Source organism: Aeromonas sp. YN13HZO-058, from assembly GCF_001921245.1.
GTDB lineage: Bacteria > Pseudomonadota > Gammaproteobacteria > Enterobacterales > Aeromonadaceae > Aeromonas > Aeromonas allosaccharophila.
Map to the genome: position 1 here is coordinate 20,900 of NZ_MQSY01000052.1, position 23,856 is coordinate 44,755.

23 protein-coding genes, 1 tRNA gene and 2 pseudogenes are annotated in these 23,856 nt (G+C 58.3%); 20 read left to right on the forward strand and 6 right to left on the reverse strand.

Going from position 1 to position 23,856, the window contains the following annotated elements:
- Window position 1: 1 nt before the first annotated feature.
- The 11 genes and pseudogenes from exeF to BSP75_RS12270 all read left to right on the forward strand — a co-directional run bounded on the left by exeF (window position 2) and on the right by BSP75_RS12270 (window position 8,618).
- Complete coding sequence (gene exeF, locus BSP75_RS12225; RefSeq protein ID WP_075113366.1) at window positions 2-1,222, forward strand: GspF family T2SS innner membrane protein variant ExeF; 1,221 nt, start codon at window positions 2-4, stop codon at window positions 1,220-1,222.
- Between the two features lie 151 nt (window positions 1,223-1,373).
- Complete coding sequence (gene exeG, locus BSP75_RS12230) at window positions 1,374-1,805, forward strand: GspG family T2SS major pseudopilin variant ExeG (RefSeq protein ID WP_042061950.1); 432 nt, start codon at window positions 1,374-1,376, stop codon at window positions 1,803-1,805.
- A 47-nt stretch (window positions 1,806-1,852) separates the two neighbouring features.
- Window positions 1,853-1,963, forward strand: a pseudogene (locus tag BSP75_RS21280) (prepilin-type N-terminal cleavage/methylation domain-containing protein); the annotation flags it as partial.
- Between the two features lie 5 nt (window positions 1,964-1,968).
- Entirely contained in the window at window positions 1,969-2,529 is a 561-nt protein-coding gene (exeH, locus tag BSP75_RS12235) for a GspH family T2SS minor pseudopilin variant ExeH (protein ID WP_075113367.1), read from the forward strand.
- Window positions 2,530-2,611: 82 nt separating this feature from the next.
- Complete coding sequence (gene exeI / locus BSP75_RS12240) at window positions 2,612-2,971, forward strand: GspI family T2SS minor pseudopilin variant ExeI (protein WP_075113368.1); 360 nt, start codon at window positions 2,612-2,614, stop codon at window positions 2,969-2,971.
- 86 nt (window positions 2,972-3,057) lie between these two features.
- Window positions 3,058-3,690: pseudogene (gene gspJ / locus BSP75_RS12245) on the forward strand (type II secretion system minor pseudopilin GspJ); the annotation flags it as partial.
- A 112-nt stretch (window positions 3,691-3,802) separates the two neighbouring features.
- A complete protein-coding gene (exeK, locus tag BSP75_RS12250) occupies window positions 3,803-4,804 on the forward strand; it encodes a GspK family T2SS minor pseudopilin variant ExeK (protein WP_083617151.1) in 1,002 nt (333 codons plus the stop codon).
- 122 nt (window positions 4,805-4,926) lie between these two features.
- On the forward strand, window positions 4,927-6,111 hold the full coding sequence (gene exeL, locus BSP75_RS12255; protein ID WP_075113370.1) for a GspL family type II secretion system protein ExeL: 1,185 nt from the start codon (window positions 4,927-4,929) through the stop codon (window positions 6,109-6,111).
- The gene (gene exeM, locus BSP75_RS12260) at window positions 6,108-6,599 is read left to right on the forward strand and encodes a GspM family type II secretion system protein ExeM (protein WP_075113371.1); all 492 of its coding nucleotides are present in this window, start codon (window positions 6,108-6,110) and stop codon (window positions 6,597-6,599) included. Before exeL ends, exeM begins: the two co-directional genes overlap by 4 nt.
- 97 nt (window positions 6,600-6,696) lie before the next feature.
- Window positions 6,697-7,464, forward strand: a complete 768-nt coding sequence (gene exeN, locus BSP75_RS12265; RefSeq protein ID WP_075113372.1) for a GspN family type II secretion system protein ExeN — start codon at window positions 6,697-6,699, stop codon at window positions 7,462-7,464.
- 314 nt (window positions 7,465-7,778) lie between these two features.
- Entirely contained in the window at window positions 7,779-8,618 is an 840-nt protein-coding gene (locus tag BSP75_RS12270; RefSeq protein ID WP_075113373.1) for a helix-turn-helix domain-containing protein, read from the forward strand.
- A gap of 106 nt (window positions 8,619-8,724) precedes the next feature.
- Here the strand turns inward: BSP75_RS12270 and BSP75_RS21560 are convergent, their stop codons facing one another.
- The 5 genes from BSP75_RS21560 to BSP75_RS12295 are packed head-to-tail and all read right to left on the reverse strand — an operon-like array spanning window position 8,725 to window position 13,173.
- Window positions 8,725-9,072 carry a PTS lactose/cellobiose transporter subunit IIA gene (locus tag BSP75_RS21560; RefSeq protein WP_075113374.1) on the reverse strand — a complete coding sequence of 116 codons (348 nt, stop codon included), beginning with the start codon at window positions 9,070-9,072 and terminating at the stop codon, window positions 8,725-8,727.
- Between the two features lie 9 nt (window positions 9,073-9,081).
- Window positions 9,082-9,384 (reverse strand): PTS sugar transporter subunit IIB, encoded by a 303-nt coding sequence (locus tag BSP75_RS21565; RefSeq protein WP_075113450.1) that lies wholly within the window; start codon window positions 9,382-9,384, stop codon window positions 9,082-9,084.
- A 16-nt stretch (window positions 9,385-9,400) separates the two neighbouring features.
- On the reverse strand, window positions 9,401-10,876 hold the full coding sequence (locus BSP75_RS12285; protein WP_083617154.1) for a leucyl aminopeptidase family protein: 1,476 nt from the start codon (window positions 10,874-10,876) through the stop codon (window positions 9,401-9,403).
- A complete protein-coding gene (locus tag BSP75_RS12290; RefSeq protein ID WP_075113375.1) occupies window positions 10,869-11,846 on the reverse strand; it encodes a N(4)-(beta-N-acetylglucosaminyl)-L-asparaginase in 978 nt (325 codons plus the stop codon). Before BSP75_RS12290 ends, BSP75_RS12285 begins: the two co-directional genes overlap by 8 nt.
- Window positions 11,839-13,173, reverse strand: coding sequence for a PTS sugar transporter subunit IIC (locus BSP75_RS12295; RefSeq protein WP_075113376.1), 1,335 nt, complete (start codon window positions 13,171-13,173; stop codon window positions 11,839-11,841). Before BSP75_RS12295 ends, BSP75_RS12290 begins: the two co-directional genes overlap by 8 nt.
- Before the next feature lie 807 nt (window positions 13,174-13,980).
- Here BSP75_RS12295 and BSP75_RS12300 point away from each other — a divergent pair.
- From BSP75_RS12300 to BSP75_RS12335, 8 genes are all read left to right on the forward strand, one after another.
- Complete coding sequence (locus BSP75_RS12300; RefSeq protein ID WP_075113377.1) at window positions 13,981-14,298, forward strand: PTS sugar transporter subunit IIB; 318 nt, start codon at window positions 13,981-13,983, stop codon at window positions 14,296-14,298.
- Window positions 14,299-14,313: 15 nt separating this feature from the next.
- Window positions 14,314-15,675 (forward strand): PTS N,N'-diacetylchitobiose transporter subunit IIC, encoded by a 1,362-nt coding sequence (gene chbC / locus BSP75_RS12305; RefSeq protein ID WP_075113378.1) that lies wholly within the window; start codon window positions 14,314-14,316, stop codon window positions 15,673-15,675.
- Window positions 15,676-15,743: 68 nt separating this feature from the next.
- Window positions 15,744-17,126 carry a glycoside hydrolase family 1 protein gene (locus BSP75_RS12310; protein ID WP_075113379.1) on the forward strand — a complete coding sequence of 461 codons (1,383 nt, stop codon included), beginning with the start codon at window positions 15,744-15,746 and terminating at the stop codon, window positions 17,124-17,126.
- 49 nt (window positions 17,127-17,175) lie between these two features.
- A complete protein-coding gene (gene chbA, locus BSP75_RS12315) occupies window positions 17,176-17,529 on the forward strand; it encodes a PTS N,N'-diacetylchitobiose transporter subunit IIA (RefSeq protein ID WP_042009863.1) in 354 nt (117 codons plus the stop codon).
- A gap of 54 nt (window positions 17,530-17,583) precedes the next feature.
- Window positions 17,584-18,411, forward strand: coding sequence for a transcriptional regulator ChbR (chbR, locus tag BSP75_RS12320; protein WP_075113380.1), 828 nt, complete (start codon window positions 17,584-17,586; stop codon window positions 18,409-18,411).
- 149 nt (window positions 18,412-18,560) lie between these two features.
- On the forward strand, window positions 18,561-19,907 hold the full coding sequence (locus BSP75_RS12325) for a 6-phospho-beta-glucosidase (protein ID WP_075113381.1): 1,347 nt from the start codon (window positions 18,561-18,563) through the stop codon (window positions 19,905-19,907).
- 53 nt (window positions 19,908-19,960) lie between these two features.
- A complete protein-coding gene (gene chbG / locus BSP75_RS12330) occupies window positions 19,961-20,737 on the forward strand; it encodes a chitin disaccharide deacetylase (protein WP_075113382.1) in 777 nt (258 codons plus the stop codon).
- A 196-nt stretch (window positions 20,738-20,933) separates the two neighbouring features.
- A complete protein-coding gene (locus BSP75_RS12335; RefSeq protein WP_075113383.1) occupies window positions 20,934-22,739 on the forward strand; it encodes an amidohydrolase in 1,806 nt (601 codons plus the stop codon).
- Window positions 22,740-22,842: 103 nt separating this feature from the next.
- Here the strand turns inward: BSP75_RS12335 and BSP75_RS12340 are convergent.
- Window positions 22,843-22,930 (reverse strand) — tRNA-Ser (locus tag BSP75_RS12340).
- Between the two features lie 208 nt (window positions 22,931-23,138).
- Here BSP75_RS12340 and BSP75_RS12345 point away from each other — a divergent pair.
- The gene (locus tag BSP75_RS12345; RefSeq protein ID WP_075113384.1) at window positions 23,139-23,795 is read left to right on the forward strand and encodes a Bax inhibitor-1/YccA family protein; all 657 of its coding nucleotides are present in this window, start codon (window positions 23,139-23,141) and stop codon (window positions 23,793-23,795) included.
- Window positions 23,796-23,856 lie beyond the last annotated feature (61 nt).

Sequence of the window (23,856 nt, forward strand, 5' to 3'; positions counted from 1 at the left end):
GATGGCGGCATTCGAATACAAGGCCCTCGACAACAAGGGGCGCAGCAAGAGCGGCGTGATGGAGGGCGACTCGGCCCGTCAGGTACGCCAGCTGCTGCGCGAGCAGGGGCTCACCCCCCTCGAGGTGAACGAGACCACCGAGAAGGCGAAACGGGAGGCGACCCGCTTCGCCCTGTTCCGGCGCGGTGCCAGCACTGCCGAGCTGGCCCTGATCACTCGCCAGCTGGCCACTCTGGTGGGCGCCGGTCTCACCATCGAAGAGGCGCTCAAAGCGGTAGCCGAGCAGTGCGAAAAGGCCCACTTGCGCTCTCTGGTGGCCACTGTGCGCAGCAAGGTGGTGGAAGGCTATTCGCTGGCCGACTCGCTGGGGGCTTTTCCCCATGTGTTCGACCAGCTGTTTCGCTCCATGGTGGCGGCCGGTGAAAAATCGGGCCATCTGGAGAAGGTGCTCAACCGCCTCGCCGACTACACTGAGCAGCGCCAGCATATGCGCACCAAGCTGCTGCAGGCGATGATCTACCCAATCGTGCTCACCTGCGTGGCTATCGGGGTTATCTCGATCCTGCTTACCGCCGTGGTACCCAAGGTGGTGGCCCAGTTTGAACACATGGGTCAACAGTTGCCGGGCACCACCCGTTTTCTCATCGGCACCAGCGAGTTGATGCAGGCCTATGGCCTCTGGTTTCTGCTGCTGATCTTCCTTGGCAGCTTTGTCTGGCGCTGGTGGCTCAACGATGAAAAACGTCGCCGACGCTGGCATCAGGTGCTGCTCGGCCTACCGGTGATTGGCCGGGTCAGCCGCGGCCTCAACACCGCCCGTTTCGCCCGCACTCTAAGCATTCTCAACGCCAGTGCGGTACCGCTGCTGGAGGGGATGAAGATCTCCGGCGAAGTGCTCTCCAACGACTTTGCCAGAATGCGTATTCTCGAGGCCGCCGAACGGGTGCGTGAAGGGACCAGTCTGCGCAAGTCGCTGACCGAGACCAAGATTTTCCCGCCCATGATGCTGCACATGATCGCCTCCGGCGAGCAGAGCGGCGAGCTCGACAGCATGCTGGAGCGGGCGGCAGACAACCAGGATCGGGAGTTTGAATCCCAGGTGAACATCGCCCTCGGGGTGTTCGAACCCATGCTGGTGGTCTCCATGGCAGGGGTGGTGCTGTTTATCGTGATGTCGATCCTGCAGCCGATCCTCGAGCTCAACAATATGGTGAATATGTAAGGTTCAGACGTCCGAATACGCGACCCTATTCGAACCTGCCAATCCAATCGATCCCGCGGGTTCGCTTAGTCGACAGGCGTCATCGAACGATCGCGGTTTAACAATTTATCGTTGATGGTTCATGCCATCTCATTTCGTTAGGGAGTAACTCATGCAAAAGCGTCGTCAATCCGGTTTTACCCTGCTGGAAGTCATGGTGGTCATCGTGATCCTCGGCATTCTGGCCAGTCTGGTGGTGCCCAACCTGATGGGCAACAAGGAGAAGGCTGACCAGCAGAAAGCGGTCTCCGATATCGTGGCGCTGGAAAACGCCCTCGACATGTACAAGCTGGACAACAACCGCTACCCGACCACCGAACAGGGTCTGGACGCGCTGGTGACCAAGCCCTCCATCGATCCGGCGCCGCGCAGCTACCGCGATGGCGGCTACATCAAGCGCCTGCCGCAAGATCCCTGGGGCAACCCGTACCAGCTGCTGAGCCCGGGTCAGTTCGGCAAGATCGACATCTTCTCCATGGGTCTGGATGGTGAAGCCGGTACCGATGACGACATCGGCAACTGGAACCTGAAGGATTTCCAATAAGTGATATGTCGCCACCACCTTCACTCCGCCTTGCTGGAGCAGCCTGAATGAGGGCTGCGCCATCTGCTCGTCGTCAATCCGGCTTTACCCTGCTGGAGGTTCTGCTCGTTGCCATGCTGATGGGTCGGCTTGAGGCTACCGCTATGCAGTTGAGGCTGGCGCCATGAAACAGAGTCGCCAATCCGGTTTTACCCTGCTGGAGGTGCTGCTGGTCGCCATGCTGATGGGGCTGGTGGCCACCGCCGTCACCCTCAGCATGGGTGGCGCCAGAGGGGATCGGGAGCTGGACAAGCAGGCGCGCCGCCTGATGGCGACCCTGCAGCTGGCGCAGGAGTATGCGGTGATGGATGGTCGGCTGGTGGGCATTCGCATCGAGGATAACGGCTGGCAGTTTATGCAGCGTCAGGCCAAGGATCGCAAGTGGCTGGCCCTGACTGGCGACAAGCAGCTGGGGCCGGTGCAACTGGCCGAGAACATGACGCTGGCACTGGAGCTGGAAGGCTTTGGCTGGCAGCCGGACCCCGACGAGAAGACCGAACAGAAGCGCGACGAGAAGGAGCGCACACCACAGCTGCTTATCTTTCCGGGTGGCGAGCTGAGCCCGTTCGTGCTCACCTTCACCCAGCAGGATGACGATGCCCGCTACATCCGCATCGTCAAGGGGGACGAGTTCGGCCGCCTCACCCTGCTTACCGGCGATGAAGATGAAGAGGTGAGCGAATGAACGCCCGTGGGATGACGTTGTTTGAGAAAGGAGTCATGGTGGCGCTACTTCTGTGCCAACCACACCCTCAACAGGTGGCACGATGAACACACGTGGCATGACCTTGCTCGAAGTCATGGTGGCGCTGGCGGTCTTTGCCATCGCTGGACTTGCGGTAATGAAAACCGCCAGCGAACACCTCTCGGCCCTCAACTATCTGGAGCAGAAGACCCTGGCCACCTGGGTGGTGGAGAACCAGCTGGTGCAACAGAAGCTCGAGAACAAGTGGCCCGGCGACAGCTGGGTGGAAGGGGATGAGCAGATGGCGGGCAGCACCTGGTACTGGCGCTATCGCGGCGTCGCCACCGCCGACAACAACTTCCGGGCGCTCGATATGGAAGTGCGCACCGAGGCCAAGGCCGAGAACCCGGTCGCCATGATGCGGACCTATATCAGCCGATGACCCAGCTATCCGCCCGCACGCCTCACCCCGGCCGTCACGCCGGTTTTACTCTGCTCGAGACGCCGAGAGTGCGATCGCCAATTCGTTTGCCGCACGCCCAGCCAGCTCGTCAGAGTGGTTTTACCCTGCTCGAAATGCTGGTGGCCATCGCCATCTTCGCCAGCCTCAGCATGGGCGCCTATCAGGTGCTGCAAGGGGTGCTCACCAGCGACGAGGTGGCCAAGCGCAAGGAGGCCCGCCTCAACGAACTGCAACTCGCCTTCACCCTGCTGGAGCGAGACGTCACCCAGATGGTGCCGCGCAGTGGTCGCATCGAGGGTGAGAACAACAAGGTGCTGCTGGCCGCCTCCCGCTTCGGCCAGCAGAGCGATGACTGGGGCATGGCCTTTATGCGCAGCGGCTGGCTCAACCCGGACGGCATGCTGCCCCGCTCCCATCTGCAGCGGGTCGGCTGGCGCCTCAAGGATCAGAAGCTGGAGCGCCTGAGCTACCTCTATCCGGATCCGGTGATCGGCACCGAGCCGCGCATCCAGCCGGTGCTGGCAGGGGTCACGGCGTTTCGCCTCTACTTCTTCGACAAGGGCAACTGGAAGGAGGAGTGGACCCAGCGCAGTGTGCTGCCCCACGGGCTGGCAGTGGAGCTGGATCTGGACGATTACGGCACCATTCGCCGTCAGTTCCTGATTGGTGCCGGTGGCCAGCGCGCCGAAGAGAACAGCCAGAGCAGCAACCCCGATCAAGGGGGCGGCAGCGACAGCAATAACGGGAACAACGGCGGCAACGGCAATACCAATCGCGGTAATGGTGACAGCCAGAACGGCGGGGGCGCCAATGCGGGCTAATCTCGCCGCTCCCGGTCGCCAGCGCGGTATGGCGCTGCTGGTGGTGCTGCTGATCCTCTCGGTGATGGTGATCATCGCCAGCAACATGAGCGGCCGCCTGCAGCTTGAGCTGCGCCGCACCGCCAACATCACCACCGGCAAACAGGCGTGGTGGTATGCCCTCTCGGCGGAAGCGCTGGTGAGCAAGGTGCTGACACAGGATTTCAAGGACAACCCCGAGGTAGTCAACCTCAGCCAGAATTGGGCACGCAAAAATACGGTGTTTCCGGTAGACGATGGCCAGCTGAAGGGCGAGGTGACCGACCTGCAATCCTGCTTCAACCTCAACAGTCTGAGCGTGGCCTCCAAGGCGGGGAGCGGCGAGGAGCTGGAACAGCAACCCTATCCGGTGCAGGTGTTTCGCGAACTGCTCAAGCAGCTGGCGACGGATGATTACGAAGCGGCCCAGCTCACCGATGCCATCCGTGACTGGACCGACAAGGATACGGTGCTGGTCTCCAGCCTTGGCGCAGAGGACGCCTATTACGAGGGGCTCAAGCCACCCTACCTCACCGCCAATCAGTGGATGCTGGGCAAGGATGAGCTGCGGGCGGTGCGCGGGGTGACGGCCAGGGTCTATGCCAGACTGGCCCCCTACGTCTGCGCCCTGCCGAACGACAAGTTGAAGATCAATATCAATACCCTGGCGCCCGAGCGCCCCGAGCTGCTGGTCGCCCTCTATCTGGGCAAAATAGGGCTGGATGATGCCAAACGGGTATTGAACGAGCGACCGCAGAAAGGGTGGAAAGAGAGCAAGCTGATGACGGACTTGCTCGCCCCGCCCGATACGGTCAAAGGACTGAAAGAGGCGCTGGTGGTGAAAAGCGACTTCTTCGAAGCCCGCATGGTGGCGGAAGTGGGCGATAACCGGGCCTGGCTCGAGACCCTGTTCCAGCGGGGCAAGGACAATAAACTGGTCATGCTGCGCCGCCTCAGTAGCGGCGCCGAATAAACAGCGCATCTGCGGGCCCTCGCCCGCGGGTACGAGAGATGTTGGATGCAGCCTGCGGGCTGCGCACCGGTTGCCAAGGCGTACAACGCCCTGCGCAAACCGGTATCGCAGGAGAGAGATGCGTGAGCGAAAGTCTGGTCATCCGACTGGGGACCAATAAACAACAACCCGTGGCCTGGCTGGTCTGGTCGAGTCAGGAGCAGGAGATCATCGCCTCCGGCACCCTGCCCTCGGCCGATGCCTTGGGCGAGCTGCAGGAGCGGGCCGGTGGCCGCCCCGTGGTCACCCTGGTGCCGGGCAGCGATCTGATCTTCCGGCGCGTCACTCTGCCGGGTCGCTACAACCGCCAGTCGGCGGCGGCCCTCCCCTACCTGCTGGAGGAGCAGATTGCCTCCGATGTGGACGAGCTGCATCTGGTGGTGCTGGCCCACGAGGGTCAGCAGGTGGATCTGATGGCGGTGGATCGGCAGAAGATGGCCGAGTGGCTCGGCTGGCTCGATGCCGCTGGCCTCAAGAGCCTGCAACTGCTGCCCGATGTGCTGGCGCTACCACAGGCCGCGGATGGCTGGTCTGCCCTGCAACTCGGCAACGAGTGGCTGGTACGCCAGGGCCCCTGTCAGGGGATCGTCGCCGACGAACCGCTGCTGGCCATGTTGCTGGCAACCGAAGCCGAGCCGGTCACCATCCACAGCCACACTCCGGTGCCCGCCATTGCAGCCGCCAACTGGCAGGCGGCGGAGCCCGAGCTGCCCATGCTGCTGCTGGCCAAAGGGGCACTCACCTGCCGCGCCAACCTGCTGACCGGCCCCTACCGGCCGCAGACCGAATATGCCCGCTACTGGTTGCAGTGGCGCAAGGTGGCCATCACCGCCGGCCTGTTGCTGCTGGTGGCCCTCGGCCAGCGAGGGGTGCAGCTATATCAGCTCACCGAGCAGGACAAGGCGCTGAAAGCGGAGATCCGTGCCGTCTATACCCGCATCTTCCCGGGGGAGAGCCGCATCGTGAACGTACGCAGCCAGATGACCCAGCATCTGCAACAGATGGGACAAGCCCCGCAAAACGGGGTGCTGCTGATGCTGACCGAACTGGCCCCCACCTTTGCCGAAGTACCCGGCCTCAAGCCACAGGTGATGCGCTTTGATGCCAGTCGCCGCGAGCTGCGGCTGCAGGTGACCGCTCCCGGCTTTGCCGAGATCGAACGGTTCCGCGAGCTGGCAGGCAAGCGCTTTGAAGTGCAGCAGGGGGAGGTGCGCAGCACCGGGGGCAAGGTAGAAGGAGCACTGGTGCTCAAGGGTAAATCATCATGATGGAAAAATTGCAGAGCTGGTGGCACGGCATCACCGCACGGGAACAGCGGCTGGTGGTCGCGGGTGGCGCTCTGTTGCTGGTCGGCCTCTTCTACTGGAGCGTCTGGCAACCGATCAATAATCGCATTGCCGAGCGGGAGCGGCAGGTGCAGAACCAGCAGCAGACCCTCGCCTGGCTCAAGGAGAAGGGGGAAGAGGTGCTGGCCATGCAGGGGGGCTCGGATCGCCAGATCGACACCAGCGGCACCCTGGAAGGGGTGGTCAACCGCACCGCCTTCAACCACAAGATCAAGATTGCCCGGCTGCAACCCCAGGCGCAGGAGCTGCAAGTGTGGATCGACACGGTCCAGTTCGATGACTTGCTGCTCTGGCTCTCCACTCTGGTGGAGCAGCACGGCATTCAGGTGCAAATCATCGAGATCGCCCGCGAGGATCTGGCCCCGGGTCTGGTCAAGGTCAGACGTTTGCAGTTGAGTCGCCCTCAATGAAACATCCCATGGTCACACCCCGCCGGTTGCTGCTCTCTCACCGCCATGTAGCCAGTGCGCCGGGCCGGGTTTCTCTCTTGCAGTTGAGTCGTTTCCTATGAAAAAACGCATCCTGATTGCCAGCCTGTTTCTGGCCGCCTATCTGCTCTTCCTGCTGGCCACCCTGCCTGCGGCGCTGGTAGCGCGCTATCTGCCGCTGCCTGCCAACGTCGCCAATCTGCTGAAACTGGAAGGGGTGAGCGGCACCCTCTGGAACGGCCAGATCGCCCGGCTGCAATATGCCAGCGAATCGGTGAACCAGCTGCGCTGGGATCTCAACGGCTGGTCGCTGCTGCGCTTCGCCCCCGAAGTGGCCATTCGCTTTGGCGATCGCAACGGCCTCAACGGTCAGGGCGTTGTCGGCTGGAATGGCGCCGCCTTCGGCCGGGATCTGACCCTCAACGCCCCCGCCCCCTGGTTGCTAAGCCGGGTGCCGATGCGCCTGCCGATCCCGCTCACCGTCACCGGCCAGCTGCAGCTCAAAGTGGAGCAATTTGCCCAGGGCAACCCCTGGTGTGACAACCTCTACGGCAACCTCGACTGGTACAACGCCAGCGCCGATACTCCGGCGGGCAAGCTGGATCTGGCCGACCCCGAGCTGAAGCTCACCTGCCTCGACTCCAGACTGGTGGCCGAACTCAAGCAGGGCTCAGATGCGGTGCAGACCATCGGTCGCCTCGAGCTGCAAGCCAATGGCCAGTACCTGTTCCAGGGCACCCTGAAACCGGGCCCCGAACTGCCGCCACAGATGCAACAGGGTCTCCCCTTCCTCGGCCAGCCCGACAGTCAGGGCCGCTTCCCCCTGCGCTATCAGGGGCGGATCTGACGCCATCCCCCGCCGACCCCGGAGCCACTCCGGGGTCGGTTTTCCCCCTTTGTGCGCGCTCCGCTCACTGCACTGACTCCCTCGCCGCAATTTCCCTTGGAGCAGAGCCGCTCACCTTTGCCACAAGCCCGGTCAGTCCGGCAGTGGGTTGCATTGGAGATGCAATGTGAGCTGATACTCGTTATTGATTGTTTATATCCAAGCTACGCTGACTTCACCATCCAGCCTATGGCCGATATGTCAGATACCGTTTATTACGATATAATCTCACCTCTTTTCGCCCGGCCCGCACGGTTAGTCCAAGAGTACGCAAGATGGAAATAAAGCTGCACCAGAACGCAACCACAACGCCCAGGACCCGCAAGTATATCCAGACGTCTACCAAGTCGGATGCAGCGCTAGCCGAAGAGCTGAACATCTCGATTGATACAGTAAGACGTTGGCGCAATCGTGAGGATTGTTATGACAAATCCCATCGACCACGAACTATCCATCGCAAGCTGCAGCCGGAGCAGGAGTGGCTGATATTGTTTCTCCGCCATCGGCTGCACCTGTCTCTTGATGAACTTCTGGAAGTCACACGTTTACTGATCCGCGCCGATGTCTCCCGGGCAGGCCTGAGTCGCTGTCTACAAAAGTATCAACAAGATCGATTAAAAAAGCCTGATCCGGCATCGGGATTAGGGCGAATGTGGCTGGATGCTGTCTACCTCCCAGCTGGGCTGGCAGCCAATCAGTCTTTGCTGCTGATGCTCACAGAACAATTAACCGGCCATCTCTCATTTGCCCTCTGTGCGCCAGACGAGAAGGAGCAGACCCTGAATGGTTTCGTCAACTATTTGCAAGCAGAACTGCCCTACACGATCAAAAGCATTGAGGTCACCAGTCCACTCCCCGACGTTCAGGCTATTGCCAACACGCTATGCACATCGGTGACGTCAGCCTCTTTGCCAATATCAAATGAGTTATTCGACTCGACTACATGCTCTAAATCACTGGCAGACATTCTAGCTGGTGAGCGTTTTGACAGACGCCTTAGTCTAGGAGCCGTGTTACTTGAGTACGAAGATATTCTCAACCACAGGGTATTGCGAAATCGCTTGAAGAACCTTACGCCGAGCACCTACATCCGCCAACTGCAGCCACAAGACTAGGCATGGCTGATAGACCAAACTCCTCAGCGTTGTATGTCACGGTAATAAGAAGAGGGAGGCCTGATGCCTCCCTCTTTTGACCTTCAGTGTGGCAGCAGAAATACCGTTAGCAGGCCATTGCCACGGATGGACTGCTGCTTGTCGCCACAGGGGGTAAACGACGATGGATCGCAATCATCTCCTCAGTCAAATCCATCAGCAGGACCGCATTCATCACATGGTCCTGAGCATGTACCATCACGATCTGGACGGGCAGTTTTCCCTCCCCTGCATCGGCTTCAATCAGTTGTGTTTGCACTGCGTGAGCGGCGTGCAGCGCGCCCCGCGCATGCTCGACCAACTGCTCCGCTTGTTCAAACTCACCGTTACGTGAATGCCTCATGGCCTCCATCAACATGCTACGGCAACTACCTGCACTGACAATCAGGGTCATGACCTGTTCTTCTAGCTCCATGATGGCTCCTTAGATCAGCGTCAACGCATGGTCGAGGATCTTTTCCCCATCCAGCATCCCGTAGTGCATCATATTGATAGACTCGACTTTTTTACCATATTGAGCGGCTTGTTCCTTGCAAGCTGCCAATTTATAGCTAATTTGCGGGCCCAGCAGTGCACAGTCAAACGACTGTATGGCTTCTTTGAACTCCTGCATGCCTTTGGCCTGAATGTCGATCTCAAGTTGACGACGAGCCGCTACATCCTGCATTTTTTTCACTACCAGACTGGTAGACATGCCCATATCACATACCAATAGGATCTTTTTCATTTTTAACTCCTTCTGCTCACCCATTCATGGCGGGCGCGATTTGCTGGATTAGAAATTCCGTCAACAAGGGGATAGGGCGACCACTAGCCTGGGTATAGTCACCACGGCGCATGGCCGTACCACTCACATCCAGATGAGCCCATGGACGGTTGCCACAGAATTTACTCAGAAAATAGCCCGCAGAGACAGCAATAGCCGCATTATTAGGGGGAGTATTGGTGAAATCTGCTATATAGCTCTTGATTTGCGGTTCAAAACTGTCGTCAAACGGCAATGCCCATAGACGATCCCGACTCGACTCAGCCGCCCGGGTCAGGGCAGAGCCCAACGCAGGATCATTACTCATCAAGCCGCTGATGTCATAACCCAGCGCCTTGACGACGGCGCCGGTCAGCGTGGCCACATCGATAATGCAGCGAGGAGATAGCTGACGATCCGCAAAGGCAATCCCGTCCGCCAATACCAGCCGCCCCTCGGCATCGGTGTTGATGATTTCGACCGTGTGACCAGCATAGGTGGTGACGACATCGCCAGGTCGCATGGCGCGATCCGTTGGCATGTTTTCAGCCAATACCAGTACGGCATCCAGATTGAGCGGCAGCGCCAAACGTCGCACGGTATCAATCAGTCCGAATACCACGGCTGCACCGCACATATCGTACTTCATGGTACGCATGCCTTCGCCCTCTTTGAGCCAGAGGCCGCCGCTGTCAAAGGTAACCCCCTTGCCCACTACCGCGTAAGGTTGGGCATCACCGCTCCCCCGATAACGCAGCAAGATCAGGCGGGGAGGATTCAAGCTCCCCTTGCCAACCGCATGCAATGCCCCCAATCCCAAGGTACGGATCGCCTCCTCATCGAGAATTTCACAGCTGACCTCGTCATGCTGAGCGGCATAGCTCGCTAACTCATCGGCCACACTCACAGGTGTACAATCCTGGCTTGGCCGATCAGCCATACGCCGGGCAAGTCGCATCCCGCAGCTGATGGCACAACACTCCTTCAGCAGCGCCTCGGCCAATGGATACTGCTCTGGCGCGGCCAGTAGCCGCAGTGCCGGCTCTGCATGGCTTGGGGCGGATCGATAACCGAGCAGAGGCAGTTGGTAGAACTGGTTTTGCAACGTGACGATGCAGTGGCGCAGCGCAGCCCGTTGCGCCGGGTTTTCCAGCGAAAAGGGGGTGATGTCGAGGGCAACGCACCCGGTTCCGTCAGCGGGTACTGCACGGATCAATGCATCGGTCATCTCGCGCAATCCAGCCGGCTCCAGTAGCGTCTGATGGTCGGCCGCCAGCCAGGTCAAACGCTGGCACAGCCCCGCCAACCCGACATCGAGCGTGGTGCTCTGACGACCGTTCAACTCAGCCAATAGTGTCGCGATGGGCTGCAAGACAGCTTGCTCCCGATAGCCATGAGCCCCCCCCTGCCACAGCAGCAAATGCGCCGTCGCAGGCAAAGGGGTAGACCAGAGCGTGACTGATGCATCAAGCATGATGGGGTTCCTCCACGGGGGCGCTGATACGGGCGAGATAGGCATTCAGCCAAGTCTCATCCGCCTCGCTGTAGAGGGTATGATCGCCTTCACGCCGAGCCAGAAAAACCGTTGGTGCAAGGGTGTGGTTGGCCACGACAAAAGAGAAGCTATCGATATTGGTTGCCGCACCAAACTCGCCTTCACGATTCATGCAGACAACCGACAGGTCACCGGCACGCCCATAACGGGCCAACAGACGGGCTTCCAGCTCATAGACGGCAGACTCGGCCGCCATCTGCGGCGTCATCCCCCGTCCCATGCGTTGAACAATTTCGTAACTGATGCACCCCTTCATTAAGTCTTCACCCAGGCCAGTGGCCGTCGCGGCCCCCATGGTACTGTCGGCATAATAACCACTACCGGAGACTGGAGAATCCCCCACTCTGCCAGGTCTTTTCATGAAGAGACCGCTGGTTGAAGTTGCTACACAAATCTTGCTGTTTTGGTCCAGGGTAATCATCCCGACTGTGTCATGCCCTGTATAAGGGTTGAGGCCACGAGCAAGTGTTTCTCGGCAACGCTTGCGATAGTGCTGCAAAGCCCGTTCGGTCAACATCTGTTTTTGCTCGAATCCCTTGTGGATAGCCCACTGTTCCGCACCGCCACCCACCATGAAACTGTTGAATCGCTCTTCGCTCAACGCCGCAGCGATCAAGACCGGATTGGCCAGATTGCGTACGCCAGCTACAGCGCCCATGGCCAATGAATCGCCATCCATGAAGGCGGCATCCAGCTCCACTTCACCATCCTGATTTGGCAAGCCACCATACCCGACTGACTTGTAGAGTGGGTAATCCTCTACCTGTTTGACTGCTTGCAATACGGCAGAGCGGGCATCCCCTTTGTCAGCCAGCAGTTTTGCACTGGCACTCAGGCCTTCGTAAGCCATCCGCCAGGTGGCGATAATGCCCCATTGATGATTAACCATTGCTTACCTTCTTATGCGATTGAAGTGAATGTGACGACTCCCCATGATGTTCGGCCGGGTGCTCTGCCGCCTGATACTGGCGATCCAGAACCTTGAGAAAAGGCAGATAAATCATGGCGCCAATCACCAGATTGAATAACTGGATGAGGGCTCCACTCAGATGGCCCGTGACAATAAAACCACTGATGACAGGGGGCAGCGTCCAGGGGATATAAACCCCGGTTGTCGTTGAGACCACACCCGATGCCATCGCGATGTACTGAATAGTCACCAGTACCACAGGAACCAGATTGAACGGGATCAGCATGATGGGGTTCATGATGACCGGAAGGCCAAACAGGATGGGTTCGTTGATATTGAAGATGGAGGAACCAGCGGCCAGTCGGGTCATTTTCTTGATGTGCTGGCTACGGGCAAAAATGAGCATTGCCAGCACCAACGACAAGGTCGCCCCTGATCCCCCCATCCAGATCATGTCGTAAAACTGCTCTGTGACAACATGGGGGGGCATCAAGCCGGCATGGGTAGCTGCCAGGTTTTCTGCCTGATTGTCCATCCAGAAGGGACGCAAGATCCCGTTAATCATGGAACCGGAATTAATCCCGACCGACCAGAGCGAGCTAATGCTGAGCACCGTCAAAATCGCACCAAAATAGGACGTCCCAAAATGGCGAACCGGCATGGCAATAACGGAGTAGATAAACTCATGAATGGTGTTGTAAGAGGTGGCTGCAAAGAAGACCCGGATGGCCAGAGCCATGGAAAGAATGATCAACGCAGGGATCAGCGCAGCAAATGACTTCTGTACCGCTGGTGGCACCCCCTCCGGCATTTTGATCACAATGTTGCGACGCAAGAATAAGGTGAAGGTCTCAGTCCAAACAATGGCCCCCAACATGGCAACAAACAGTCCTTTGGAACCGATCCACTCCATCGGAATCACTGCTGCCCCATGCGCATCCACGCTAAATGGTGTCAGGATGAGGAAACAGGAGAGAGACAGGATCCCGGCAGAACTCTTGTCGATATCATTACGCTCAGCCAGACGATAGGCCACCAGATAAGAGATAAACAGAGCCATCGTCGAGAAGATGGCATTGAACGGGATCTCAATCGTGCTCCCCCACTGTTCACCAAATATGGATGCCATGAAGGCTTTATAACTGTCGCTGGGGAACGATGAGATAACCAACAATATCGAACCCACGATGATGAATGGCATAAACGAGATATAGCCATCCCGAATTGCCCCCAAATGACGCTGTTGAGCAAGGCGCCCTGCCAGCGGCATCAATTTGCTTTCTATCAATCCGACCACGCTTTTCATCTGCGTTCCCCAAGCCACTAAAAAAATAAAGCAATCATCCGATACAATGCGTAATACGTGATTATGCTAATCCATAAAAACGGTTTTTTTCGTGATTTAAATCACGACACTGACACCAAAGTATCACTTGATTACTGAAAATTCATTGAGCTCCTTATACAGGAGTAAACGGGCTAAATAGTGGGATCTCGTCGCTCGAAAGTGGTCTGTTGACCGGGTATCTGTGTTGTTACTTCTTGCGGGGTATGCAGGAGGACGCCCCGCCCCGCCCCGACCTCATCACCACCCAGTTTGAAGTGGCATGAAGTGAAACTCTGCGCCATCGACACATCACAATGAAGCGGCTGGTTTTGGTCACCACAACTTCAGCTGCGAATAAAATGGTCAATTAGCACACACTTCATTACTGGTAGCGAACCTCTGAGCCAAAAAAGCAAAATATCAACCACGTTGCACATTGCTAAAAATGTGATCTCTCGCCAGTTATGAGTGTTTTATATAAAAAGTAGAATGCCATATCTCATTAAAAACATTAATCACATGAAAAATAACAACTTATCTGTTTACTGCATCATCTGGGTCTGCTGTTTTTTGTGTACTCACTTTGATCCCCACCCTCAAAAATGTGAGCAATGGCAAAACAGATGGTCAACCAAAGACTATTGATATAAATATCGAAATACCAGATGAAAACCAGGGATCGATACAATGAGGTCAACTGAAGATGATTGATTTGTCTTGCTAGTGCGACAAACAAGCATCTCGACCGATCTGTTCATTTGGTTTTCAAGCGTTGAGGGAAGAGTTATGGAAAAGAAGCGTATCTACCTGTTTTGCTCTGCCGGGATGTCCACGTCACTGCTGGTCTCAAAGATGAAAGCGCAGGCGGAAAAATATGATGTGCCAGTGCTGATCGATGCCTACCCGGAGACCCTGGCCGGTGAAAAGGGGCAGGATGCCGACCTAGTACTGCTGGGCCCGCAAATCGCCTACATGCTGCCTGACATCCAGCAACAGCTGCCGGGCAAGCCGGTTGAGGTGATCGACACCCTGCTCTACGGCAAGGTTGACGGGCTGGGTGTGCTGAAGGCTGCCGTCGCCTCCATCAAGAAGAGCCTCGCATAGGTTAAGGAGATCCCTGTGAGCAACATCATCGCATCGTTGGAAAAGGTCGTTCTGCCCATCGCCGTCAAGATGGGCAAACAGCCTCATGTCAACGCCATCAAGAACGGCTTTATCAAAATGATGCCCCTCTCTCTGGTCGGGGCAATGTTTATCCTCATCAATAGTGTCTTTCTGAGCTTTGGCGAAGGTTCCTTCTTCTACTCCATCGGGATACGGCTCGATCCCGCCACCATTGCCATTCTGGACGGGCTCAAAGGAATTGGTGGTAACGTCTATAACGGCACCATGGGGATTATGTCTCTGATGACCCCCTTCTTTATCGGTATGGCGATGGCGGAAGAGCGCAAGGCCGATCCCCTGGCCGCCGGCCTGCTGGCGGTGGCAGCCTTTATGACGGTCACACCGTTCAGCGTGGGCGACGCCTATGCGGTTGGCGCCAACTGGCTGGGTGGTACCAATGTCATCTCCGGCATGTTGCTCGGTATTGGTGTTGCCGAAGTGTTTGCTTTTATCGTCCGTCGCAACTGGGTCATCACCCTGCCAGACAGCGTACCGGCCTCGGTCTCCCGCTCCTTCTCTGCGCTGATCCCGGGCTTTATCATCCTCTCCATCATGGGGGTAATTGCCTATCTGCTGAACGGCGTCGGTACCAACTTCCACCAGCTGATCATGGACAATATTTCCAAACCTTTGTCCAACATGAGTGACTTGGTAGGCTGGATCTACGTGGTCTTCTCCTCCTTCCTCTGGTTCTTCGGTGTGCACGGTATGTTGGCACTCACCGCGCTGGAGTCCGGCGTCCTCGGCCCCTTCACACTCGAAAACATCGATCTATTCAACCGTTACGGTTCAGTTGACGCAGCAATCGCAGCTGGTCATCAGTTCCATTTCTGGGCCAAGCCGATCACCGACTCCTTCGTCTTCCTTGGCGGTACCGGTGCCACATTGGGCCTCATCATCGCCATCTTTATGGTCTCCCGCCGCGATGACTACCGTCAGGTCGCCAAACTGGGTCTGCCAGCAGGCATGTTCCAGATCAACGAGCCCATCCTGTTCGGCTTGCCAGTCATCATGAACCCCGTCTTGATGGTGCCATTCCTGCTGGTGCACCCGGTACTGATGGGGATCACCATGGCGGCCTACTCCGCCGGGATCATCCCGCCCATCACCAACACAGCGCCATGGACCATGCCAACCGGCCTGATGGCTTTTTTCACCACCAACGGCAGCGTGGCCGCCTTCTGTCTGGCGATATTCAACCTGGGGGTCGCCACCCTGATGTATATGCCTTTCGTGCTGATTGCCAACAAGGCGCAGAACGTCATCGATGAAGAAGAGGAGAGCGAAGAGGATATCGCTCTGGCCCTGAAGTTCTGATAACAGCCATTCAAATGACAGCAAGGGAGGAGCAAGACTCCTCCCCCATCAGCCTGGAGAAATCACCCATGCAGTATCGTTTTCCGGATAACTTCTGGTGGGGCAGCGCCAGCTCGGCCCCGCAGATGGAAGGCGCCGCCAACCGCGGCGGCAAATCCGCCAATATCTTTGACTACTGGTTCTCTATCGAGCCCGAGCGTTTTCACAACGGGGTCGGCCCGACCGACACATCCACCTTCTATGACAACTTCGAGAGTGACATCAAGCTACTCAAACAGGTTGGACACAACAGTTTCCGCACCTCCATCTCCTGGTCACGGCTGATCCCGGACGGCGTGGGCGAAGTTAATCAGGAGGCGGTCAGCTTCTACAACGCCGTCTTCGATCGGCTGCTGGCCGAGGGGATTACCCCGCTTATCAACCTCTACCACTTCGACATGCCGATGTGCATGCAGGAGCGTGGCGGCTGGGAGAGTCGGGAAGTGGTCGCCGCCTATGTGCGCTACGCCACCCGCTGCTTCGACCTGTTTGGCGGCCGAGTCAAACACTGGTTCACCTTCAACGAACCGATCGTGCCGGTCGAGTGCGGCTACCTTGGCCACTATCACTACCCCTGCGTGGTCGATTTCGGCCGGGCGGCCACCGTCGCCTACCACACCGCGCTGGCCCATGCCGGTGCCGTGCAGGCCTATCGCGCCTGTCAGCATGATGGCGAGATCGGCATCATCCTCAACCTGAGCCCGACCTATCCCCGCTCACAGGATCCGGCAGATCTCGCCGCCTCCCGCATCGCGGATCTGTTGCTTAACAAGAGCTTCCTCGATCCGGCCATGAAGGGGAGCTATGACCCCGAGCTGGTTGCCCTGCTGGCGCAGTATGACTTGTTGCCGCAGATCGAAGAGGGTGACAAGGCACTGCTCGCCGCCGGCAAGGTGGATATCCTCGGCATCAACTACTACCAGCCACGCCGGATCAAGGCCAAAGAGGAACCCTGGCAGGGGGTGCCCCGCACCCCTGACGACCTGTTCGACTACTACAAGATGCCGGGCCGCAAGATGAACCCCCACCGCGGCTGGGAGATTTACGAAAAAGGGATCTACGACATCCTCACCGAGTTGCGGGTCAACTACGGCAACCTGCCCTGCTACATCTCGGAGAACGGCATGGGGGTAGAGGGGGAAGATCGCTTTATCGGCCCCGAGGGTCGGGTGGAGGATGACTACCGCATCCAGTTCATTCGCGAACACCTTGAGTGGCTACATCTCGCCCTGGAAGAGGGCAGCGCCTGCCGCGGCTACCACCTGTGGACCTTTATCGACAACTGGTCGTGGCTCAACGCCTACAAGAACCGTTACGGCCTAATCCGCCTCGATCTGGAGAGCCAGCAGCGCACCATCAAGAAGAGTGGCTACTGGTTTGCCGAGGTCGCGCGCAACCATGGTTTCAATTAACGGCTTCAACTAATGGTTTCAATCAACGCATTCACGTAAGGAACGACACATGTTCGATCTGGACAACATCACTGAAGAGGCCGCCACCTGCAACGATCTGGAAGAGGTGGTGATGGGGCTCATCATCAACTCCGGGCAGGCGCGCAGTCTCGCCTACACCGCGCTGAAAAAAGCCAAGGAGGGGGATCTGGCCGCCGCTCATCAGCTGATGGCCCAATCCCGCGAGGCACTCAATGCCGCCCATCTGGTGCAGACCCAGCTGATCGAGGATGATCAGGGCGAAGGCAAGATCCCGGTCACCCTGGTGCTGGTCCATGCCCAGGATCACCTGATGACCTCCATGCTGGCCCGTGAGCTAATCAGCGAGCTGATCGAGCTGCACGAAAAGCTGCAGAATAAATGACCTCCGGACGGGGCGCTAAGCCCCGTCATCGGCCCGCAGATCAGGAAATAACTCATGAGCGTCAAAACAATCCGGGAAACCGAACTGTTTAACAACAAACCGTTCCAGATGTTCATCTACAACAAGCAGGTGAGCGGAACCGGTTTGCACCAGCACGACTATTACGAGTTCACCCTGGTACTGACCGGTCGTTACTATCAGGAGGTCAACGGCAAGCGGGTGCTGCTGGAGCGGGGGGACGTGGTGTTTATTCCGCTCGGCTCCCGCCATCAAAGCTTCTACGAGTTCGGCACCACCCGCATCTTCAACGTCGGGATCACCCGCACCTATTTCGACGAGCACTTCAAATACCTGCTGCCGGAGCACTTCGTCGCCTCTCAGGCCTATGCGCTCAAGAGCGAGTTCCTCAGCTACATCGAGTCGGTGCTGGTCTCACCGGGGTTTCGGGAAGAGGCGCTGACCGAATTTCTCGAAGTGGTGACCTACGCGGTAATGAACCGGCTGCGTCACTACAAGGACACCTCCGCCAGCGACGATCTGCCGCTCTGGCTCCACGAAACCGTGGAGCGGATGCACGATCGCCCCCTCTTTGCCGAGGATGCGCTGGCCAATATGGTCTCCCTCTGTGGCAAGAGCCAGGAGTATCTGACCCGGGCCACCCGGCGTTACTACAACAAGACGCCGATGCAGATCATCAACGAGATCCGGATCAACTACGCCAAGATGCAGCTGGAGGTGACCAACAACTCGGTGGCCGATATCGCCTTCGAGACCGGCTACAACGACGTCAGCCTCTTTATCAAAAACTTCAAGAAGCTCACCTCGTTTACCCCGGGCAGTTACCGCAAATATCTCTACCCGAAATTTGAAAGCCCGGCCTGATGCCGGCAGTGAATGCCATGTAAATAGAACCGATTGCAATACAGAGCACAGAACATGATCAGCCCCTGCCACAGGTGGCTGCGGCCTCTCTCATCCTGACAACAGAGCGGCCACCATCAAACTGATAGAGATCGATGAAAGAGGGATTTATGAGCGAGAAGATCAAGGTAGTCACCATAGGCGGCGGCAGCAGCTACACCCCCGAGCTGGTCGATGGATTCATCAAGCGCTATGCCGAGCTGCCCATCAGCGAGCTGTGGCTGGTGGATATTCCCGCTGGCGAAGAGAAGCTGAACATCATCTTCGACCTCTGCCAGCGGATGATCCGCCAGGCGGGTATCCCCATGACCCTGCACAAGACGCTGGATCGCCGCGAGGCACTGGTGGGCGCCCACTTCGTCACCACCCAGCTGCGGGTCGGCCAGCTGCAGGCGCGGGAGAAGGATGAGCGTATCCCCTTGAGCCACGGCATGCTGGGGCAGGAGACCAACGGCGCAGGCGGCCTGTTCAAGGGGCTGCGCACTATTCCGGTCATCTTCGACATCATCCGCGACGTGGAGGAGCTCTGCCCGGATGCCTGGCTGATTAACTTCACCAATCCGGCCGGCATGGTGACCGAAGCTGTGCGCCGTCATACCAACTTCCGCCGCTTTATCGGGGTGTGCAACATTCCGGTCGGCATGCAGATGTTTGTGCGCGATGCCCTCCAGCTCACCGAGCGGGATCACCTCTCGATGGACCTGTTCGGCCTCAACCATCTGGTCTTTATCGGCGATGTTTTGGTCAACGGCGAATCCCGCTTTGACGAGCTGCTGGAAGGGGTCGCCGATGGCAGCCTGACCCGCGCCAGCTCGGTCAAGAACATCTTCGATCTGCCGTTCGACCCCGGTTTTATCCGCGGTCTGCGCCTGCTCCCCTGCTCCTACCTGCGTTACTACTTCAAGGAGAAAGAGATGCTGGGGATCGAGATGGGCGAGTTCTACAAGGGTGGCGCCCGGGCTCAAGTCGTGCAGCAGGTCGAGAAGAAGCTGTTCGAGCTCTACCAGAACCCCGCGCTGTGCGAAAAGCCCAAGGAGCTGGAGCTGCGTGGCGGCGCCTACTACTCCGATGCGGCCTGCGAGGTGATCAGCGCTATCTACAACGACAAGCAGAGCGAGCACTACGTCATCGTGCCCCATCAGGGCCATGTCACCAATATCCCGGCCAACTGGACGGTGGAGATGAGCTGCCTGATCGGGCGTGATGGCGCCATTCCCCACCCGCGCCTCACCCGCTTTGACGACAAGGTGAACGGGCTGGTACACCTCATCAAGAGCTTCGAGATCGCCGCCGCCAAGGCCGCCATCAGTGGCAACTTCGACGACCTGCTGTTGGCGATGAACCTCAACCCGCTGATCCACTCCGACAACGATGCCCGCATCGTCGCCCGCGAGCTGCTGCTGGCTCACCGCGAACACCTGCCCAACTTTGCCGCCGCCATCGACGCCCTCGCCTGAGGCCAGCACGCCCCGCCCGAACCGGCGGGGCGCTTAACCGCAAGGGAACCCTCATGAGCAAGAGATTGATCATCAACGCCGACGACTTCGGCCTCTGCCGCGCCCAGAACTACGGCATCGTAGAGGCGTTCGAGCACGGGGTCGTCAGCTCCACCACTGCGATTGTCACCTCCCCCGCCATCGAGCACGCCGCCTGGCTGGTCAAACGCTTCCCCGAATTGCCAGTCGGGCTGCACTTTATGCTCAGCTGGGGAAAGCCGCTCACGCCGCTCACCTCGCTGGTGAACGAACAGGGCGAGCTCAACAAAGGGATCTGGCACAAGAGCGAGGCGGGAGAGCTGGATCTGGCCGAGATATCCGGCGAGCTGGCGAGTCAGTATCAGCGCTTTGTCGCGATCTTCGGCAAGCAGCCGACCCATATCGACAGCCACCACCATGTTCATATGTTGCCGACTATCTACCCGCTGGTGGAGGCCTTCGCCAAGAAGCATGACCTGCCCCTGCGCATCGACCGGGGCGAAATCGCCCGCCACGGCCTGACCGTCACCCACCCGCAGAGCTGCGATCGGTTCGACGACCGCTTCTATAGCGCATATGGCGCGCAGCTGACCCAAAACAGCCTGCTGCAACTGCTCGATGAGGCCAGTGCACAGGGCGCCACCTCACTCGAGATCATGTGCCACCCCTCCTTTATCGATCTGGAGATGCAAGGCAGCTCCTACTGCCAGCCCCGCCTCAACGAACTGGCCATCCTGACCGACCCGTCACTGCCCGCCCTGATCGCCGAGCGCGGCTACCGCCTGACCAGCTATCGGGAGTGGCAACCGTAATAGTGATGACAAGGGGAGCCGGTACGGGGCCAGGGAGTGGCCCGTGCTTTTGTGACGGGGCCGGTAAATTTACTGCTGCGTCACATTTGAGTGGGGTATATCCTTGTATATTCTGCACATTTCCTTCACAACCCGCCTGATTGGGCAAATGCCGTGATCCTTCCCCCCAGTGACCTTTCAGCATGGAGCATGTCACATGAAAATCACCCCTATCGCCCTCGCCTTGCTGGCGGCCAGTTCGGCCAATGCCGCAAGCCCGGCAAAACCCACCGCCCAGACCATTTATCTCGGTGGCGATATCGTTACCGTCAATGATGCGGCTCCGACGGCGCAGGCGCTGGCCATCAAGGATGGCCGGATCCTGGCGCTGGGCAGCGAGCGCGATATCCTCACGCTGCGTGACGAAGGAACCCGGGTGGTCGACCTGCAGGGCAAGACCCTGATCCCGGGCTTTATCGATGCCCATGGTCATGTGTTCAATACCGGGATCCAGGCGCTCTCCGCCAATCTGCTGGCACCGCCAGATGGGGCGGTAAACAGCATTGCGTCCCTGCAACAATCGCTGCGAAACTGGGTCGCCAAGCCGCAAAACAAGGCGCACGGGATCATACTGGGTTTCGGTTATGACGACTCCCAGCTCAAGGAGGGGCGCCATCCCACCCGTCAGGAGCTCGATGCCGTATCGCAGGATCTCCCGGTGCTCATCATTCATCAGTCGGGTCACCTCGCAACCCTCAATAGCAAGGCGCTGGCGCTGGCCGGATTCGGGCCTGACAGCAAGGATCCGGAAGGGGGCAAGATCCGCCGTGAAGCGGACGGCAAAACGCCCAATGGGGTACTGGAAGAAACGGCCTTCTTTGGCACCTTGATGTCGATGTTCGCCAACTTGAATGACAGAGAGAACGAGGCGATTTTCAAGGCAGGCATGACACTCTATGCCAGCTTCGGTTACACCACGGCTCAGGAGGGACGCGCCTCTACGTCCGCGGTCAAGACCATGTACCAGCTGGCCCAGAAAGCCAAGCTGCCCCTCGATGTCGCGGCCTATCCCGATATCCAGATTGCGCGGGATGTCATCGCCCCTCCCTACTACTCCAGCAACTACATGAACGGGTTCCGCGTCGCGGGAGCCAAACTCAACCTCGATGGCTCCCCCCAGGGAAAAACCGCCTGGCTGACCCAGCCCTATTTTGTTCCCCCTGCCGGGCAAAAAGCCGATTACAAGGGCTACCCCAGCATGAGCGACGAACAGGCCGCCCACTACATCGAACTGGCGCAGCGCAATGGTTGGCAACTGCTCACCCACGTCAACGGTGATGCGGCCATCGATCAGCTGATCAAGGGGATTGAGGCCAGCGAGAAGCAACATGGCAAGCCGGATCGCGGCTTTGTCGCCATCCATGCCCAGACCGCCCGCAAGGATCAGGTCGCCTCATTCCAGCGACTCGGCATCTTCCCCTCCTTCTTTCCGATGCATACCTTCTACTGGGGTGATTGGCACAGTGACTCTGTGCTTGGCAAAGAGCGGGCGCAACATATCTCTCCCACCGGATGGGCCCGTGAACTGGGGATGATTTTCACCTCGCACCATGACTCCCCCGTGGCATTACCTGACGCCATGCGGGTCTATTATGCGACCGTCAACCGGGTCAGTCGTACCGGGCGCCTTATCGGGCCGGATCAACGGGTCTCCGCTCTGGATGGATTGAAGGCACAGACATTGTGGGCGGCAACCCAATACAAGGAGGAACACGACAAGGGGTCTCTGGAGGTCGGCAAGCTGGCTGACCTGGTGGTGCTCTCGGCAAACCCGCTCAAGGTCAAACCCGAGACTTTGGCGGATATCCGGATCGAAGAGACGATAAAGGAGGGGGTCTCCATCTACCAACGTAACGGGCAGACAGCTCAGGAGTCCACAGGCTGTACGGACTCTGCACGCTGCAGCGCAGTCGCGACCACCGCGATGGTGGCAGCAGGCTTATTGCATCATCAGCCACACTAGACCCCATGGCCTGACGCCTTCCAGCGTTGGGCCATGCCTTTACCGCCAAAATGCAGATACGAAAAAGCCCAAGCGATTGAATCGCTTGGGCTTTTTCTTGATATGGCGGAGGAGGTGGGATTTGAACCCACGGATGGTCGCCCATCGCCGGTTTTCAAGACCGGTGCATTCAGCCGCTCTGCCACCCCTCCGAACGGCGTGCATACTACGCTAAGCCCTTGTTCATATGCAATACATATTTCCTGTGGGATAGTGTGCGGGAGCAAAATGGCAGGTGGCTTGAAATTGTTCCTCGTCATCCCTATTTGTTCTACATACAATGCGTAAACATGCAGTAACAAACAGCGATCACGAGGCGGCCGCTCGCCGTCTCACCCGGACATCAAGAGGACACCCAAGATGGATACCCGTTCTATCTACACTGGCACCCAAAGTGCCGTACGCGATACCAACAAGGTACTGCGTAACACCTATATGCTGCTCTCCCTCACTCTGGGCTTCTCTGCCGTGGTGGCGGGCATCGCTACCGTGATGAACATGCCGCCGCTGCACTGGGCCGTGTTCCTGATCGGCGTCTACGGTCTGATGTTCCTGACCGAGAAGAATCGCAACAACGGCATGGGGCTGGTATTCACCTTCGCCCTGACCGGTCTGCTGGGCTATAGCCTGGGCCCCATCATCAACATGTACATGAACAATGATGGTGGCGAGATCGTGATGACCGCCCTTGGCGGCACCGCGCTCACCTTCTTCGGTCTGTCGGCCTATGCCCTGACCACCAAGCGTGACCTCTCCTTCATCGGCGGCATGCTGTTCGTCGGTTTCTGGGTATTGCTGGTGGCCATGGTGGCCAACATCTTCCTGCAGATGAGCGCCCTTAGCCTGGCCCTGTCCGCCATGTTCATGCTGTTCTCTTCCGGCGCCATCCTGCTGACGACCCAGCAGATCGTGCGCGGCGGCGAGACCAACTACATCTCTGCGACTGTCACCCTGTATGTTTCCATCTACAACATCTTCCTGAGTTTGCTGAGCTTGCTTGGCGGCAACCGCAACTAATCAGAAACCCCGCTTCGGCGGGGTTTTTATTGGCGCCGATTTTTGTCAGGATAAGTTGTAA

Bases quoted from the DNA above. Each gene is read 5' to 3' on its own strand.
- exeF (WP_075113366.1), top strand. From the start codon at position 2: ATGGCGGCATTCGAATACAAGGCCCTCGACAACAAGGGGCGCAGCAAG.
- exeG (WP_042061950.1), top strand. From the start codon at position 1,374: ATGCAAAAGCGTCGTCAATCCGGTTTTACCCTGCTGGAAGTCATGGTG.
- exeH (WP_075113367.1), top strand. From the start codon at position 1,969: ATGAAACAGAGTCGCCAATCCGGTTTTACCCTGCTGGAGGTGCTGCTG.
- exeI (WP_075113368.1), top strand. From the start codon at position 2,612: ATGAACACACGTGGCATGACCTTGCTCGAAGTCATGGTGGCGCTGGCG.
- exeK (WP_083617151.1), top strand. From the start codon at position 3,803: ATGCGGGCTAATCTCGCCGCTCCCGGTCGCCAGCGCGGTATGGCGCTG.
- exeM (WP_075113371.1), top strand. From the start codon at position 6,108: ATGATGGAAAAATTGCAGAGCTGGTGGCACGGCATCACCGCACGGGAA.
- exeN (WP_075113372.1), top strand. From the start codon at position 6,697: ATGAAAAAACGCATCCTGATTGCCAGCCTGTTTCTGGCCGCCTATCTG.
- BSP75_RS12270 (WP_075113373.1), top strand. From the start codon at position 7,779: ATGGAAATAAAGCTGCACCAGAACGCAACCACAACGCCCAGGACCCGC.
- BSP75_RS21560 (WP_075113374.1), bottom strand. From the start codon at position 9,072: ATGGAGCTAGAAGAACAGGTCATGACCCTGATTGTCAGTGCAGGTAGT.
- BSP75_RS21565 (WP_075113450.1), bottom strand. From the start codon at position 9,384: ATGAAAAAGATCCTATTGGTATGTGATATGGGCATGTCTACCAGTCTG.
- BSP75_RS12285 (WP_083617154.1), bottom strand. From the start codon at position 10,876: ATGCTTGATGCATCAGTCACGCTCTGGTCTACCCCTTTGCCTGCGACG.
- BSP75_RS12290 (WP_075113375.1), bottom strand. From the start codon at position 11,846: ATGGTTAATCATCAATGGGGCATTATCGCCACCTGGCGGATGGCTTAC.
- BSP75_RS12295 (WP_075113376.1), bottom strand. From the start codon at position 13,173: ATGAAAAGCGTGGTCGGATTGATAGAAAGCAAATTGATGCCGCTGGCA.
- BSP75_RS12300 (WP_075113377.1), top strand. From the start codon at position 13,981: ATGGAAAAGAAGCGTATCTACCTGTTTTGCTCTGCCGGGATGTCCACG.
- BSP75_RS12310 (WP_075113379.1), top strand. From the start codon at position 15,744: ATGCAGTATCGTTTTCCGGATAACTTCTGGTGGGGCAGCGCCAGCTCG.
- chbA (WP_042009863.1), top strand. From the start codon at position 17,176: ATGTTCGATCTGGACAACATCACTGAAGAGGCCGCCACCTGCAACGAT.
- chbR (WP_075113380.1), top strand. From the start codon at position 17,584: ATGAGCGTCAAAACAATCCGGGAAACCGAACTGTTTAACAACAAACCG.
- BSP75_RS12325 (WP_075113381.1), top strand. From the start codon at position 18,561: ATGAGCGAGAAGATCAAGGTAGTCACCATAGGCGGCGGCAGCAGCTAC.
- chbG (WP_075113382.1), top strand. From the start codon at position 19,961: ATGAGCAAGAGATTGATCATCAACGCCGACGACTTCGGCCTCTGCCGC.
- BSP75_RS12335 (WP_075113383.1), top strand. From the start codon at position 20,934: ATGAAAATCACCCCTATCGCCCTCGCCTTGCTGGCGGCCAGTTCGGCC.
- BSP75_RS12345 (WP_075113384.1), top strand. From the start codon at position 23,139: ATGGATACCCGTTCTATCTACACTGGCACCCAAAGTGCCGTACGCGAT.